Source organism: Dyadobacter sp. HNCC25DJ184 (assembly GCF_056895215.1).
In genome coordinates this window covers 87,353-101,784 of sequence record NZ_JBXHAQ010000019.1, presented here as the reverse complement: position 1 = coordinate 101,784, position 14,432 = coordinate 87,353, and the positions used below count along the sequence as shown (strand labels likewise).

Annotated in this window: 12 protein-coding genes; 6 read left to right on the top strand and 6 right to left on the bottom strand. The window is 42.5% G+C overall.

Features of this window, described 5'->3' with window-relative positions:
* Positions 1 to 185 precede the first annotated feature (185 nt).
* On the top strand, positions 186 to 1,322 hold the full coding sequence (locus AC1XUD_RS23675) for a glycoside hydrolase family 5 protein (RefSeq protein ID WP_483363512.1): 1,137 nt from the start codon (positions 186 to 188) through the stop codon (positions 1,320 to 1,322).
* Positions 1,323 to 1,495: 173 nt separating this feature from the next.
* On the opposite strand, the gene AC1XUD_RS23670 is transcribed toward AC1XUD_RS23675, so the two are convergent.
* Together AC1XUD_RS23670 and AC1XUD_RS23665 are read right to left on the bottom strand one after the other, a co-directional pair.
* A complete protein-coding gene (locus AC1XUD_RS23670) occupies positions 1,496 to 1,975 on the bottom strand; it encodes a DinB family protein (RefSeq protein WP_483363511.1) in 480 nt (159 codons plus the stop codon).
* A gap of 132 nt (positions 1,976 to 2,107) precedes the next feature.
* Positions 2,108 to 3,487 (bottom strand): serine hydrolase, encoded by a 1,380-nt coding sequence (locus AC1XUD_RS23665; protein WP_483363510.1) that lies wholly within the window; start codon positions 3,485 to 3,487, stop codon positions 2,108 to 2,110.
* A gap of 178 nt (positions 3,488 to 3,665) precedes the next feature.
* On the opposite strand from AC1XUD_RS23665, the gene AC1XUD_RS23660 reads away from it, so the two are divergent.
* Positions 3,666 to 4,247, top strand: coding sequence for a DUF4202 domain-containing protein (locus AC1XUD_RS23660; protein WP_483363509.1), 582 nt, complete (start codon positions 3,666 to 3,668; stop codon positions 4,245 to 4,247).
* A 6-nt stretch (positions 4,248 to 4,253) separates the two neighbouring features.
* Here AC1XUD_RS23660 and AC1XUD_RS23655 read toward each other — a convergent pair whose 3' ends face one another.
* Positions 4,254 to 5,858, bottom strand: a complete 1,605-nt coding sequence (locus tag AC1XUD_RS23655; RefSeq protein ID WP_483363508.1) for a L,D-transpeptidase family protein — start codon at positions 5,856 to 5,858, stop codon at positions 4,254 to 4,256.
* Between the two features lie 214 nt (positions 5,859 to 6,072).
* Positions 6,073 to 6,405: a hypothetical protein gene (locus AC1XUD_RS23650; RefSeq protein ID WP_483363507.1), complete on the bottom strand. Its 333-nt coding sequence runs from the start codon at positions 6,403 to 6,405 to the stop codon at positions 6,073 to 6,075.
* A 448-nt stretch (positions 6,406 to 6,853) separates the two neighbouring features.
* On the opposite strand from AC1XUD_RS23650, the gene AC1XUD_RS23645 reads away from it, so the two are divergent.
* On the top strand, positions 6,854 to 7,150 hold the full coding sequence (locus AC1XUD_RS23645) for a GNAT family N-acetyltransferase (protein ID WP_483363506.1): 297 nt from the start codon (positions 6,854 to 6,856) through the stop codon (positions 7,148 to 7,150).
* A gap of 107 nt (positions 7,151 to 7,257) precedes the next feature.
* Here AC1XUD_RS23645 and AC1XUD_RS23640 read toward each other — a convergent pair whose 3' ends face one another.
* The gene (locus AC1XUD_RS23640; RefSeq protein WP_483363505.1) at positions 7,258 to 10,023 is read right to left on the bottom strand and encodes a PAS domain-containing protein; all 2,766 of its coding nucleotides are present in this window, start codon (positions 10,021 to 10,023) and stop codon (positions 7,258 to 7,260) included.
* Between the two features lie 461 nt (positions 10,024 to 10,484).
* Here AC1XUD_RS23640 and AC1XUD_RS23635 point away from each other — a divergent pair, with 461 nt between their 5' ends.
* Positions 10,485 to 11,861, top strand: a complete 1,377-nt coding sequence (locus tag AC1XUD_RS23635; protein WP_483363504.1) for a Gfo/Idh/MocA family protein — start codon at positions 10,485 to 10,487, stop codon at positions 11,859 to 11,861.
* A 181-nt stretch (positions 11,862 to 12,042) separates the two neighbouring features.
* Complete coding sequence (locus AC1XUD_RS23630; RefSeq protein WP_483363503.1) at positions 12,043 to 12,357, top strand: hypothetical protein; 315 nt, start codon at positions 12,043 to 12,045, stop codon at positions 12,355 to 12,357.
* 69 nt (positions 12,358 to 12,426) lie between these two features.
* On the opposite strand, the gene AC1XUD_RS23625 is transcribed toward AC1XUD_RS23630, so the two are convergent.
* Positions 12,427 to 13,683: an Hsp70 family protein gene (locus tag AC1XUD_RS23625; protein WP_483363502.1), complete on the bottom strand. Its 1,257-nt coding sequence runs from the start codon at positions 13,681 to 13,683 to the stop codon at positions 12,427 to 12,429.
* 212 nt (positions 13,684 to 13,895) lie between these two features.
* Between AC1XUD_RS23625 and AC1XUD_RS23620 the strand changes: the two genes are divergently transcribed.
* Positions 13,896 to 14,327: a hypothetical protein gene (locus tag AC1XUD_RS23620; protein WP_483363501.1), complete on the top strand. Its 432-nt coding sequence runs from the start codon at positions 13,896 to 13,898 to the stop codon at positions 14,325 to 14,327.
* Positions 14,328 to 14,432: the final 105 nt, after the last annotated feature.

The window sequence follows — 14,432 nt, the reverse complement described above, 5'->3', positions numbered from 1 at the left end:
CTCAGCGTTTAATTTGCCCAGATTGGTCGTTTTGAACTGATTACAAACATAAAGAAAAACGCATAAGACTGCCTGAAATGTGAAACTTTATGTAGTTATATTCACAGAAATAATAACTGGTAACTGAGTATAATTTTTATTGCAAACGTTTTTGTTCCTGATTCATACAACAAAAACCTTTGGATATGCAACGCAGAAAATTTATTACCGACGCGGGTTTGATGACCTTGTCGGCTTCGATATTGCCTTCTTTGGCTTTTAGTGAACAGCTGGCAAAGAATAAGCTACCAAAGTGGAAAGGGTTTAATCTATTGGATTTCTTCTCGCCGGACCCTATCGGGAAGCGGAAGGGAACCACCGCAGATCAGCTGAAATGGATGGCTGATTGGGGTTTTAATTTTGTGCGTATCCCAATGGCATATCCCGCTTATCTGAAGTTTGACAGAAATCGCAATATTACTCCCGAGGAAGTTTATAAAATTGACCCCAAAGCTGTGGATCAAATTGATCAGCTTGTGCATATGGCCCATCAAAATAATCTGCATGTGAGCCTGAATCTACACCGTGCTCCGGGGTATTGTGTTAATGCAGGTTTTCACGAACCTTATAATTTGTGGACAGATCAGGCGGCTCTGGACGCATTTTGTTTTCATTGGAATATGTGGGCTGCCCGCTATAAAACTGTATCCTCGAAAAACATCAGTTTCGATCTTCTAAATGAACCCAGTATGCGCGAGGATATGAATGACCAGCTGTCTAAACGCAGTGCGGTGCCCGGAAATGTATATCGGAAATTAGCTCTGGCTGCATCTGAGGCAATACGCAAGGAAAATCCACAGCACCTGATCATCGCAGACGGCAATAATGTTGGGTCTAATGTGACGCCGGAACTTGCTGATCTGGATATTGCGCAGAGTTGCCGGGGGTATCATCCGGGAATTATTTCGCACTATAAGGCGCCTTGGGCGATGAAGGATACGGGCAATCTGCCAGAGCCTAAGTGGCCGGGTCAAGTGGGAGAGCAGTATTTGAGCAGGGAAATGCTGGAAGAGTTCTACAAGCCCTGGATCGAGTTGGTGAACAAGGGGGTTGGTGTTCACTGCGGTGAATGCGGCTGTTGGAACAAAACCCCTCATGCAGTTTTTCTCGCCTGGTTCAACGATGTACTGGATATCTTGTCATCCAATGGAATCGGTTTTGCGCTGTGGGAATTCTCAGGCGATTTTGGTGTAATGAATTCGAACCGCTCAGATGTGGAGTATGAGGACTGGTTTGGCCAGAAACTGGATCGAAAATTACTTTCCCTTATGATGAAATACTGAAATTTTATGCTATCGGCAGTCGTCCCTGGATGGTTAACTGCCTGGTTGACAAACAAATAGACGGACAGTTCTGTGCCCGTCTACTATGAAGCGTTATGTTAAGTGTGAAACAGGATTGTGTCAACTATTTGTTGGTCAATCACTTATACTGCCTGTTTACATGGTAAACAAATTTATCGTTCCCAGAAAAACGGAGGAGCTATTCCCAGGCTACGCAGATAGACGAATCCTTCTCCCCTGTGGTGAATTTCATTGTCTATAAAATAAAAAATGGACGAGCAAACAGTACCCTTGTATTGGCCAAAAGTGACCACTTCGTCCTGAAAACGTTCTGCGGGAATTTGTGCCCAGTATAGGTCAATATCTTCCGAAGCTTTGTCCCAGTGCTCTAGCAAGTGCGCTTTTGTTGTAATCTCGGAAAAATGCTCGTTAAGCGTGTTGGTTACGCCCGTTGCAATTTCCTTTAATCCCGGCGCTCCTATTCCCAACAGCTCCATCACCATTTGGGCAAACGTACGCATACCGCCTATGCTGTGGTTAAACAATTCCTGTTCAGGAAATGCGTCAATCGTTCTGCGGGTAAGTGCGCGGTGTCCTTGCCAATGTTTTAATAATTCTTCGTGGCTGATCACGCCTGCTATCTGCGTTTCCATAAGTAATTGTTTTTGAGATGATTAATTTGATTGGTCAAAACTAATACCACCCAATGACAGCCCTATGTCAGTAGTGTTTTTTTATTTCAAATTTTTAAATCAGTGCAATATTGCCAAGGTCTGCATTGACAGTCAAGGTAATTTTTCGGCATTCACCTTTTGCCCATATTGATGTAAAATCAGTCCATCGATTACCCCTCTTTCGTCCTTGGAAAAAGAAATAACCGCGTCTGTCTGTTTAGAGAAAAAGCGGTTGTCTGATTCTCCCTGAAATTCAAGAAACGGACTGCCGTTCAATTGAATATGGAGTTTATCATCAATCAGTTTTATTTCAAATAGCATCCCTGCTTTCAGAAAATCATTGGTTGCAACAACCTTGTATTGCCCTGCATATTTTTGCAGATCCGTTTTAGGAATGGCAATAGCCTTTTTAAAAGAAGGGAATTTAATGGCAGGATCGAAAAAGTAAGCAACCAGCTCATCGGTCGATTGGCCAGAATTATTGAGGATAATAATGGCCTTTTTATTCTTTTTGCTGAAGGCGACGGTCGTTCGGTAGCCACCCGTCGCGCCGCTGTGCATGATGATGTCGTCACTATTTTTCTTCATGATATGCCACCCCAGCCCGACTGTCATATTTGGCATAACATCATGCAAGGGCTTCTGAGTCAGTTCTATTGCAGATTTCAAATGGGTAGGCAATATGCCCATCTCGGCTTTGACGTATTGTAAAAGATCCTCGGCATTGGAGCGGATCGCGCCTGCGCCAGCAAAAACATCTAAATCCCAATGCGAAATCGGAATATTTCCCAGATGCGGCGTCGTCAGATATGCACTTTTGGCTGAACTGCTTGTCTCCTTCATATTCAATGGTTTGCAAATAATATCCTTGATCATGTCCTCATAACTTTTGCCAGATATTGATGTTAGCGTGTGTGCAAGCAGGGCAACGCCAATATTTGAGTATTCATACTTTCCCACCTCTCTTCTTAATTTATAATGATTTAGAAAAGTATACATATCGCTGACTCCGTAATCTGCAAATGGATTAGCCCAATCCTTTGGCTGGAAATTATCGGGGGTACGAGGGAGACCGGAAGTATGTGAAGCAAGGTCTGCAAATGTCATTTTTTGTTCATTATAAACCGGGATATGGACCGAATCCGGCAAATACTTTTGAACCGGATCCGTAAGTTTAATTTTTCCTTTGACAACCAGATCAGCTAACAGGAGGGACGTAAATGTTTTGGTGACAGATCCTATTTCGAAGACGGATTTCTTTGTGATCGGTTTATTATCAGTTGTGTTTGTTTGGCCGTAGGAAAAGTATTCTTCTTTTCCCCCTTCAAAGAACACAACCACTGTCCCAACCGAATACTGGTTATCGATTCGGCTTACCACTTCCTTTTTGATAGTATTTCTGATTTCTGCATCGTCCTTCTTGCACGAGAGAATAAGCAGGAAGCAAACAATGGAAAAAGAAGGGAAGAAATGTCGCATGTTGATTTTCATATTAGACTGGCTGCCGGGTGGAACGGCAAGATAGTCAGCATTTTAGTAGTGGAATTGTATTTTAGGAAATTTAACAAATGGAAAGAGGCATTGGTATATTGGAGATTCGGGCGCTAAAAATTTGCCACTCTACACATTTCCGGTAGTTTTGCCTGAGAGTACCTCATTGAAGTTCACTATGGATAAATTTACAAAAGCAATCGACGAGTTTGACGCGTACAACAAACGCTCGCCTGGACATATCGTTTTTCAGGATGTGGAATATCCAATTGAATATTTTTACGCTTTGCAACTTTCAGAGTGGGTTAAAAAACTGGATCCCGAAGCTTCCGAAAGTCTTTTACTTGCATCCCGTTGTCAGCATATCGGCCGCTGGGAAATTGCGAGAAATTCTTACGATGACGGTAGGGCAGGATACCTGAAATGGCGGTCGGACCTGAGTAAGTATCATGCGCATATAGCAGCTCAGATTTTGACAGGGGTGGGATATGACGAAACGGTGATCGAAGGTGTAAAAACGATAGTTTTGAAACAAAAGATCAAGCAGAACGCTGATGTCCAAACGATGGAAAATGCCCTTTGCCTGGTATTTTTGCAGTTTCAATATGATGACCTGATCGCCAAACACAGCGATGACAAAATGGTTGGCATATTGAAAAAGACGTGGGCGAAAATGAGCGATCCCGGACGTGAAATGGCATTAACGCTTAAATATAGCGACAAGGGACTTCAGTTGATCAAGACCGCGTTGGAACTCTGATTGAACCTATTTTAAACTGATTGTTTCGGGTTGACCAAAAAGTCTTTCTTCCATTTTCTGGTCATGTCCGTACACATCTTTCCGAAAATTCAACTGCCCGTTTTGGTCTTCCCATGCGGTAAAATATCCAATAAAGACCGGGATTTCATTGGCTCCACGCAGCCTTACATATTTTTCTTTGCCGGAGTGCATCGCAGTTTGAATTTTTTCTTCGGTCCATGTACTGTCTTTTCGCAATAGAAAGTTTGCGAGTTTTGTTGGTTGTGAAAGCCGGATACAACCGTGACTAAAAGCACGGTTCGTTTCCCCAAACAGACTTTTGGATGGGGTATCGTGGAGATATATATTGTAACTGTTTGGAAACAGAAACTTTACCAAACCCAGCGAGTTTGCTTTTCCGGGCTTTTGACGAACGTAGTTTCCATGCCATTCCATATTGTGACGGGCCAGATAATTCGGGTTCTTACGAATTCCGGGGAGCACTTCATTTTTGAGAATACTGGGTGGAATATTCCAATAAGGGCTAAAAACAATCTGATTTAATCGCCCCGAGAATATCACGGTGCTGTGCGCCTCTGAACCAACGACCACATTCATATCAAATGAAAGCTTTCCTGCTTCATATACATGCAGCCTAAATTCGGGGATGTTAACCAGCAGATAATCAGTGGATGGTGCAGCCGGAATCCAGCGAATCCGCTCCATATTGATCAATACCTGCCGAATCCGCTGCTGCACCGGAACATTGATTTCCCTTATGAAACCAGCTCCGATAACCCCGTCTGCGGTTAACCCATGACGTTGCTGAAAAACCTTTACCGCGTCTTCCATATCTGCGTTGAATATTTCTGTCGAATCGGCTTCTGCCAGGTCGCCTAGCTGCACCAGGCGGTTTTTGATATCCGGAATGATCGGTGATGAATCGTCTTTTTTGAGTTTTTTGCTAAAAGGAATTTCCTCCCACTCCATAGTGCGAAGACTGTCAAATCGTCGCAGGTGTTTTTTTAACAGATTATACTGTCGGTTAACCGGTTCATATTGCGCAAGATTATTTCCTTTGTTTTTAAGCAACGAGTCCAGAAAGGCAACGGGATTAACTTTTTTTCGGGGAATAAACCAGTTAAGTTCTTTGACATTGATACGTTGATCTCCGCCATAAGCCTTTTCCGTATATAAAAAGAAATGTTGTGTTAACTCCAACTCGGTATTTAATATCAGCGGATCGTTCGGATTGACCCGCGTAAGTTTCTTTAAAGAATCGACGTCAGCAATCAACTTTGGCGAATAGAGGCTGCTGTCTCCAGAATAATGGATATAGTCATCCTGCAAACTCAAAAAGCTTGAGACAAAATCGGCCATACCATCTGGGAAGAACCACGCAAACTGATAGTTTCGCTGATTATAAAAGCTCTGAATTTTATTGGAAATACTATCAGAAACGGGATGGGCTTTCTGGAAATCGGTCAGCTTTGCCGAGTCGGTAAAAAGCTCTGTAAAGGAATTTTCGACGGTAATCGTGGTATCCCTCGCAGCAATTCGCTCAGGTGCTTTTTTTGTGGAACAGGATGTAGTGAGAGCAACAAATGCGGCAAGCCAAAAAATATTTCGCATGAAACGACGTGAGATTGGTTTCTTTCTCAGCAAGATAATTAAAAATTTAACAAAGCAGGACAGTGATAAGCTTGTCAGAAAAATGAACAATGACTTTATGGATCATGCGAAATAAAAAAGCTTTTTATAACTGGACAATTTTCAAAACGGCGAATTCTCCAGGCTGGTTGGTCAAATCAGCGAAAACTCAGGAAATAGGAAACAATCAGAAGTACTAGCTAAACAGCTCAAAAACTGAATTGGCAAAAATGAATATCCAAGGAATGATACAGAGTGTTATCCCCACTAACTTCTTACCAGCCAAATTTTTGATCAAATGGCCACCAACAGTGAGGGTTAGCAACATCATTGCCTGGAAGAGGGAAACGGTGATGAAATCGAGGGAAGCTGAGCTTTGTGCGAGGTGTCTGAAGCTAATGAGAATGAGATAGAATCCGCCCAGCAAGTTGATCGTGACGATCAGGTTAAAAGAGTTGATAATTAACCTTGCCTTCCGTGCACCGTTCAGCTTGGTGTTTCTTTGGTTAACAGTTAGTAAAGAACTCATTGCTAGTGTGTTTATATCTTTTATATAATCAGATTTAACAGATGTCACTTTTGTTAAATCCCTTTAAGGTAACGATTGTTACTCAATACTGGTTCTGTTAAATAGCGTAATCCACTGAATATCCTACTTGAGACAGAAAGGTTCTATCAACGTCACATCTATGTTGACCGAGATACAATATTTCGGGACATCTTGAATAAACTTTTCTTTAATAGGTACTTCAAAGTTCGTGTTGTTGTCACCAAAATCCAAGCGCAACTTATTCAATGGTTACTGTTATTATTGTGGGGACAGAGCTGATGCGAGATTGGTTGTCTGTATCAAGAAATAAATCTTGTAATGTATCCCAAAGTTGGACTGTTGTCAGAAAACACATAATTTGAACCTTGCTTTCATATGAAGGCGGAATAATAGATTTGGCTTAAAACTTAAAATTGACATAAACTTCATGGATGCGATTGACGTTACGCTCGAATTAAACGAAAAATCCCTCGGTGCCTTTGTTCTCAAAGACGATCAGCAGAAGATAGGGGAGATGGTGGTTGCCATCAACAATGGAAAAATCACAGTATATCACACCGAAGTCGACCCGGAGTACGAGGGCAAAGGACTATCAAGATTTTTACTCGAGGCTCTAGTCAACCACGCAAGAGAACACAAACTGATGATTCTCCCGCTGTGTACCTATGTCCACGGGCAATTCAAAAAACATCCTGAGAAATATGAGGATGTCTGGCTGCATTGAGTCGGGTAGAAGGCGGGAAGGGATTAAGGGTTAATGGGGATAAGGTTAGATCTTGACTATTAACCTTTAAACCCTTCACCATTAATCCAATTTGCATTCCCGCTTGCCTAAGCTACCGGGAGATAGATCATAAAAGTCGAGCCAACGTTTGGTTCACTTCGGGCTGTGATATATCCGTGATGATTCTGCACTACTTTTTTGCAAAGTGCCAGGCCGATGCCCGAACCCGAGTATTCGCTTCGACCATGTAGTCGTTGAAACATTTGGAAAATCCTGTCGAGATATTCAATACTAAATCCGATCCCATTGTCAGTGACTTCGATACAGGTATATTGATAGTCAGGCAGTAAACCACTAATTCCCTCCAGCTCTGTCGTCTCAACGGAACGGTTATGAATTTGTATTTGGGCCGGAATGCCTTTTTTAGAATATTTTAGAGCATTACTCAGAATATTGAGAAAGAGCTGCAGCAATTGTCGTTCATTGCCAAGTAGTACAGGCAGGTTTTCAAAGGTGATAGACGCGTTTGTTTCACTGATCGCGATTTCCAGGTCGGCTACCACTTGTTTGATAACACTTTCTAAGCTGATCGGACTAAACTCACTGTCCTGGGTCGACAAACGTGAATATGCCAGCAGATCATCGATCATTGCAGACATTCTTTTGCTTGCATCCTGCATACGGTCGAGTATATAGGTGGCGGTTCCGTCGAGGTCAGCACTATAGCTGTTTCTGAGTCTTGAACCGAAAGACTGGATCTTTCGAAGCGGTTCCTGTAAATCATGACTTGCAGCATAAGCGAACTGCTGAAGGTTACTATTCGAGTTAACCAGCTCCTGATTGATTTTTCGCAATTCGTTGGTACGCTCCTGCACCCTCAAATCCAAATCGTTGGCAAGCAGTCGATATCGTTCCTCACTTTTTTGCAATTCCTGAATCGCATTTATCTGAGAGGTCACGTCGACGGCCATTTCTAGGATCGCATATGTCTGACCATCAATGTTTTGTAGCGGCTTATATGTGATATCGAAATAGAAGGTACCTGGTTCTCCATTTTTTGTGAGTTGAACCGGTGAGGCTTTCAGCTGTAATGTCTTTCCCGAGATATATACCTCATTCAAAGTTTCGAGAATTCCGGTTTGCAAGGTTACCTCCCTTAGCGGCTTGCCATGAACATCTGAGACGTTCCACAGCGCTAACATTTCTTCGTTTGGATGTTCGATGATCAGGTCGGGGCCTATTAGCAAGGTGGTCGCAACCGGAGCCTCTTCAATGAGGGTTCTGAAACGACTTTCGCTTGCCTCGAGATCGGCCCTCGCTTTAACCTGAGCGGTTACTTCATTACCTGTCGCGATTAGACAGGACACCTGACCGACATCATTTTTAACGGGAGAAATAGTGATATCATAGAAAACATTCCTCGTTGACTCGCCGCAACTGATCCCGAAATGCATCTCTTTGATATACGTAGTCTCGCCACTATTCAGCGCCTGTTCCGATGCATTTAAAAAAGGATGTTCCGATTCCTTCAATGATATTTTCTCTCCTGTGAGTTTTCCGCCGGTATTGACCAACTTCAAAAAAGTGTTATTTGCAGACTCTACAACCAAATCGGGGACTCTCAGCAGCGCGATCGCGATCGGAGAGTTGTTGATCATATTTTGAAGATATTCTTCATTACTTTTCAGGCGAGCTTGATAGTTGACCTGATCGGTAATATCCTGAACTATCCCAGAAAGTTTGACGGGTTTTCCTGTCCGGTCATACAGATATTTGCCATTCACCCTGATCCAGTGGACACTTTTGTCGTTCCATATATAGCGCGCTTCATAAGATAATTCACCGGTTTCTTCTGCGGTTTTAAACGCAATATCCCTGATTTGGTAATCGTCGCCATGCAAATGACTAAATATTGCCTCTCGTGATAGGTTGGGATTTTCCTCACCCGTCAAAATCTTGGATAAAGCGGGAGAAAAAGTAAAGTCTTGTTTATCGAGATTCACCAAAAAAGAGCCCGCGGCGGCGCTATCGATTGCCAGAGAGGCCTGGTTATCGGCGAGCAGGATTTTTTCGAGGTTGTTAACCTGGGTTGTGATATCCTGGGCAATTCCGATAAAGCCTATAGCTGTTCCTTTATCGTTAAATGTAACTCTGCCGCGGCATTGAATCCATTTCCATAACCGGCCGTCTCCGTCAACTGTTCTGAACTGCGCTTCATATAGCCCGCCCGAATCTGGTTTCAGAACATTTCGAATAGCCTCATCGACGCGTTCGCGATCATCCGGGTGAACGCGGATAAGTGATTTTTCGTAATCGACGTTTTCATCGGATTCGTAACCAAACAGTTCAGCGCACTTTTTATCCCAGGATATATGGTGAGTTAGTGGATCGAGTTCCCAAATTCCTATTTCTGCCGATGAAACTGCGAACTGAAGTTTCTCGATTTTTGAGAGATTGCTCTGATGGCTGCCGCCAGTAGTTGACACGTACTGGATGGCTCCCACCATCCGAACCGGAACCTGCTCTTTATAAATAATATAACCCTTGTTACTGACATCCATGGCGGTGCCATCAGACTTCACGAGTTTATATTGATCCGTCCAATTTGTAAACCCTTTGGCGAGCTCCGTTTGAAGCTTCTCCCGAACGCGTATTACATCTTCAGGGTGAATGCAGTTATACCAAAAATCCGGTTTTGAGGAGTTGATATCATTCGGATATCCATAAACATCAGCCAGGGTGTCGCTCCACCAAATCCTTCCATCTACCAAATTCCAGTCCCAGATCACATCTTGCGTGAGCTTTGATAGAAAGGAATATCTCTCACTTATTTCGTCCTGTACAATTACAGGGCTAGTAACTTTCTTTGTCATTTGCTAACTCTTTAATCCCAAAATTCTGCCGATGAAGATTGATATTATTAACCAGAATGTAATCAAAAGTGTGCCCAATAATATGCATGGACCGGTTCGAAAAGGCTTGTCAGTGCCGATCCTACCCGGCTCGAATCCAGATCCGTTTATCTGTTGCGTATGTGCCGGCTACGAATTTAGTTTCGGAAGACGGAATGTGGTAATCTTTTCGTAGTTGAAGGTATTGGAAATCTCACTTTATTGCGAGAGAGGGAATATTTTCCACATACCAAAGCCTGTAGTTGCCCAGGTTTATACACGAACTAAATAGTAATTAATTGTAACCCCTCTGCCGGAAAAAGGTGCGTTCCTTTCCAGAATTTGCTTATTTTAAGTATATTGACGTGTCAAAAATTATTCCGTGGCTGGCCGTTGTGGCTACCGGATTCAGTTCATTTTTCAGTATCTCTTAAACCTGCATTATGGGTTCAGACCGTCGAAAATTTATCAAAACGCTGACGATTGCTTCAACGGTATTGGCCGGCGAAAGTGTCGCCAAACCGTTCAATATTATTAAGAACTTAAAGACAATAAGTCCTAATGACAAGATCCGGTTCGCTACGATCGGTATGGGGATCCAGGGATTTCAGGATACGCGGGCGGCCTTGAGAAGTTCTCAGGATGTTGAGTTCGTCGCCGCCGCCGATTTATACGATGGCCGTAGAAAGAGAGTCAATGAGGTTTTTGGTAAAGATATATTTACGACAAGGGATTACCGTCAAATTCTCGAACGAAAGGACATAGATGCTGTGCTTATCGTAACTCCTGATCATTGGCACGACCATATCACTAAGGCCTCACTGGCAGCACAGAAGCATGTTTATTGCGAAAAGCCAATGGTACACCATATTGAGGAAGGGAATTCGGTGATCGAAGCCTGGAAGAAATCCGGAAAGACCATGCAAATTGGCAGTCAGAGAATTAGTTCAGCTTCTTTTAAGGAGGCAAAACGAATGTTTAAGGCGGGCGACATTGGGGAGATCAATTATGTAGAATCCAATAACGACCGCTTCAACGCGATAGGTGCGTGGAATTACTCTATTCCAACAGACGCGTCTCTGCAAACGTTAGACTGGGATACCTTTTTGGGGGATGCGCCCAAAGTTGCATTTGACCCCAAACGCTTTTTCAGGTGGCGGAATTATCGTGACTATGGAACCGGGGTCGCAGGTGATCTTTTTGTCCATTTGATAACTGGTGTTCATTTCGTCACAAATTCTCTCGGACCGGAACGGATATTCTCGTCCGGCGAACTGAGTTATTGGAAAGACGGCCGCGATGTGCCCGATGTACTCGTTTCCATATTAGAATATCCTAAAACCGAGGCTCATGCCAATTTTCAAATGGTACTGCGGGTAAATTTTGCTAATGCGGGTGCAATAGCTAATAATACTCGGATTATTGGAACGGAAGGGCAGATTGAATTTACGGAAAACAATCTCGTGCTGACCAAGAAAAAATTACCTCAGGCTCCGGGTTTTGGCGGCTACGACAGCTTCAACACTTTCGCGGAAAGTGAGCAAAAGGTATTTGCCGAAAAATACAACAAAGAGTATCCAGAGTCTACCCGTAAAGCAGAACCAATAAAGGAAGTAAAGTTTGAAGGACCGACCAACGAAGATTCTCATGCCGAACATTTTAAAGATTTTTTTGAAAATATAAAAAAAGGAAGTGTAGGGACAGTTGAAGATCCGATATTCGGATTCAGGGCGGCGGCACCGGTTCTAGCCTGTAATAAGAGTTATTTTGACAAAAAAGTAGTAAAATGGGATCCGCTTGCTATGAAAATTATTAAATGATGAGTTACTTTGTGGAAAAAGTTGTAATATTGTAGAATATACACTTAGATACGATGAAAATAATTTCTACAATCACTATGTAATGACCCCATTCAATGAGATTTTAGTGCTGGCATGGAATTTTAGCGAAAATATTAATATACCGTCATAATGGTATCAGGTAGCCTTAGAAAAAGAAAGTATGAGTGTATATAAAAGTGTGTTGACGGGGCTCATTTTGGGAGCTATTTTTGTGGTAAATGCAAATCCTGTGACATTCTTAAGTTTTGAGAACCAGGAACTTGAAATAATTCAGGAACGGGTTGCAGTAAGAATTGAGGATTTGCCGGAGCCTGTGAGAAATGCACTTAGAAGCGGTACCTATGAAGGGTGGAAAATCGCTGACGCTTACAGGATAACCAGGGAGGATAAATCGGAATACTATGAATTAGCTATTACCAAGGGAGAAGAAAGTGTGAAATTAAAAGTTGATAAAAACGGTCAACCGATCGAATAACTGACTAAAAGAAAACTTTACTCAACGATAAAAGAGAAGCCAGCAAAATATTTTGCTGGCTTTCTCATTTTAGTTATATCTGTTTCTACTATCCACGGCAAGACCAAGCCCTACACTGGATAATTTGTTTTCGCCTGACACAGTCGCTTTCGGGAACAATTTGCTGAATTCGTCCTGCACCTTCGGAACCTCGGTTGTTCCTCCCGTAAGTATCACGATATCAATGTCTTCTGTGGTGATTCCTGCCAGTTCGATACATTCCATTGCCGTCTGACGGATCTTATCGACGCGATTGGCAATCGAATCGTTAAACTCTTTCCTCGAAATGATTTTCGTTAGATCGTCTTCTACAAAATCAAAGCTGGTTTCGAATTCTTCCAGATCCGTCAATTTAATTTTAGCGTTTTCTGTGGTTGCCAGTAATGAATGTCCATTTTCCAGCTCCAGTATTTTCAATAACCGGCCAAACTTTTCTTTATCATGAGACTGAAACAATAGTTGCTTCACCTGCGAAAGGTTTTTAACATTGTATAATAGGTTCACCTTGCTCCACTCCGACAGGTCATGATAGTACTTTAGGGGCACTTCGAGGTTTTTCTCCCCATATGTGCTTCTATAACCAACTACCGGCATTATCGCTGCCAGGCTTAGATCCTTATCAAAATCATTTCCACCGATTACTACGCCGGTGTTTGATAGGATATCGCTTGTTCGGTCGGCCTTACCCATATTCTTTTGCGACAAACGAATAACGGTAAAGTCTGAAGTGCCGCCCCCCAAATCAACAACTATTGCCAGTTTTTCGCCCGATGTTTTAGCTTCGTGGGCAAAAGCCGCTGCAATAGGTTCGTATTGAAAGCTAATATGCTTGAAGCCTAATTGTCTGGCAATCTTGCTCAATTCTTCTTCCGCACGCTGATCTGCTCCTTCGTTGTTATCCGCAAAATGCACAGGACGGCCCATGGTAACATATTCGATATTCTGCTGAACCTGTTCGTCGGCTTTATCCTTTAATTGTTTGAGAAAAGAAGCGATAATCATGTCAAACTTCATGATTTCACCATTGACCATCGTACCCTGTTTCATGATCGGATTGCCCAATACACGTTTCAGGCTTCGCATCAGGCGCCCGGGATTTTTAGCAAGAAACATGTTCATTGCCTCCCTTCCATAATAAGGTATATTGCCCTTGCGAAGGAAAAACATGGCACTTGGAATGGTGTGATGGTCGTTTTCTGTTTTGATCAATTCAATATTGTCGACCGTAGCAATAGCAAGGCTGGAGTTGGAAGTGCCGAAGTCTATTCCGCAGGAAATTTGGGTCATAATACGCTCTAAAAAAATGGGCGCGCAAGTAGCAATATTTTTATATAAATCGCAAGTAAGTGGGCTCTATCATCCCATATTTCAATGAAATTCAAGGCGGATTTAAACCTTATCGGTATCAGGCTGTCAATAGTGAAAAAAAAGATAGGATTCTTCCAACCAAACTGCACGCATAATCATCTAATGGTTAGAACGCAAAATTTCTATTCGCTATGAAAAATTTATTTATTACAATTTTTACCCTATCACTTATTTTTGGTTGCGATCAAAAGGAAAATGATGCTACTCCGGAAGTTCAAAAAATTTCTACGGAAGTTGCATATGCCAAGCTTGCCTCGGTAAAAACCTCTGCCGGAGACCTTAAAGTTGAGCTACTATCTGTTAATGATAGTCGCTGTCCTTCCAACGCTGTTTGTGTTTGGGCTGGGGTTGCAGACGTTAAGTTTTCAATTTCGGATGAAAACAACAAAACCGATGTTGCTGTTACTTTCGCAAGCAGGGACAAAGACGCAAGCCAGGCTTTCAAACTCGGAAGTCAGAATTATTTGATTTCGGTAACCCAGGTTTTGCCATATCCGGAAACGTCGAAATCGCCGGAACTGGGAGATTACAAAATCAATGTCTCAATCGAAAAACAAAAGTAATTCTCCTTATAGAAGTGTTTGGGTGGAAAGGAATCGATTCGGTTCCTTTCTTTTTTTGTCAAAAACGGTCGTTTTTTTAGTCTGAATGCGATTTGTTGCTATTTT

Coding starts and splice junctions, on each gene's coding strand:
- AC1XUD_RS23675 (WP_483363512.1), top strand. CDS start 186: ATGCAACGCAGAAAATTTATTACCGACGCGGGTTTGATGACCTTGTCG.
- AC1XUD_RS23670 (WP_483363511.1), bottom strand. CDS start 1,975: ATGGAAACGCAGATAGCAGGCGTGATCAGCCACGAAGAATTATTAAAA.
- AC1XUD_RS23665 (WP_483363510.1), bottom strand. CDS start 3,487: ATGAAAATCAACATGCGACATTTCTTCCCTTCTTTTTCCATTGTTTGC.
- AC1XUD_RS23660 (WP_483363509.1), top strand. CDS start 3,666: ATGGATAAATTTACAAAAGCAATCGACGAGTTTGACGCGTACAACAAA.
- AC1XUD_RS23655 (WP_483363508.1), bottom strand. CDS start 5,858: ATGCGAAATATTTTTTGGCTTGCCGCATTTGTTGCTCTCACTACATCC.
- AC1XUD_RS23650 (WP_483363507.1), bottom strand. CDS start 6,405: ATGAGTTCTTTACTAACTGTTAACCAAAGAAACACCAAGCTGAACGGT.
- AC1XUD_RS23645 (WP_483363506.1), top strand. CDS start 6,854: ATGGATGCGATTGACGTTACGCTCGAATTAAACGAAAAATCCCTCGGT.
- AC1XUD_RS23640 (WP_483363505.1), bottom strand. CDS start 10,023: ATGACAAAGAAAGTTACTAGCCCTGTAATTGTACAGGACGAAATAAGT.
- AC1XUD_RS23635 (WP_483363504.1), top strand. CDS start 10,485: ATGGGTTCAGACCGTCGAAAATTTATCAAAACGCTGACGATTGCTTCA.
- AC1XUD_RS23630 (WP_483363503.1), top strand. CDS start 12,043: ATGAGTGTATATAAAAGTGTGTTGACGGGGCTCATTTTGGGAGCTATT.
- AC1XUD_RS23625 (WP_483363502.1), bottom strand. CDS start 13,683: ATGACCCAAATTTCCTGCGGAATAGACTTCGGCACTTCCAACTCCAGC.
- AC1XUD_RS23620 (WP_483363501.1), top strand. CDS start 13,896: ATGAAAAATTTATTTATTACAATTTTTACCCTATCACTTATTTTTGGT.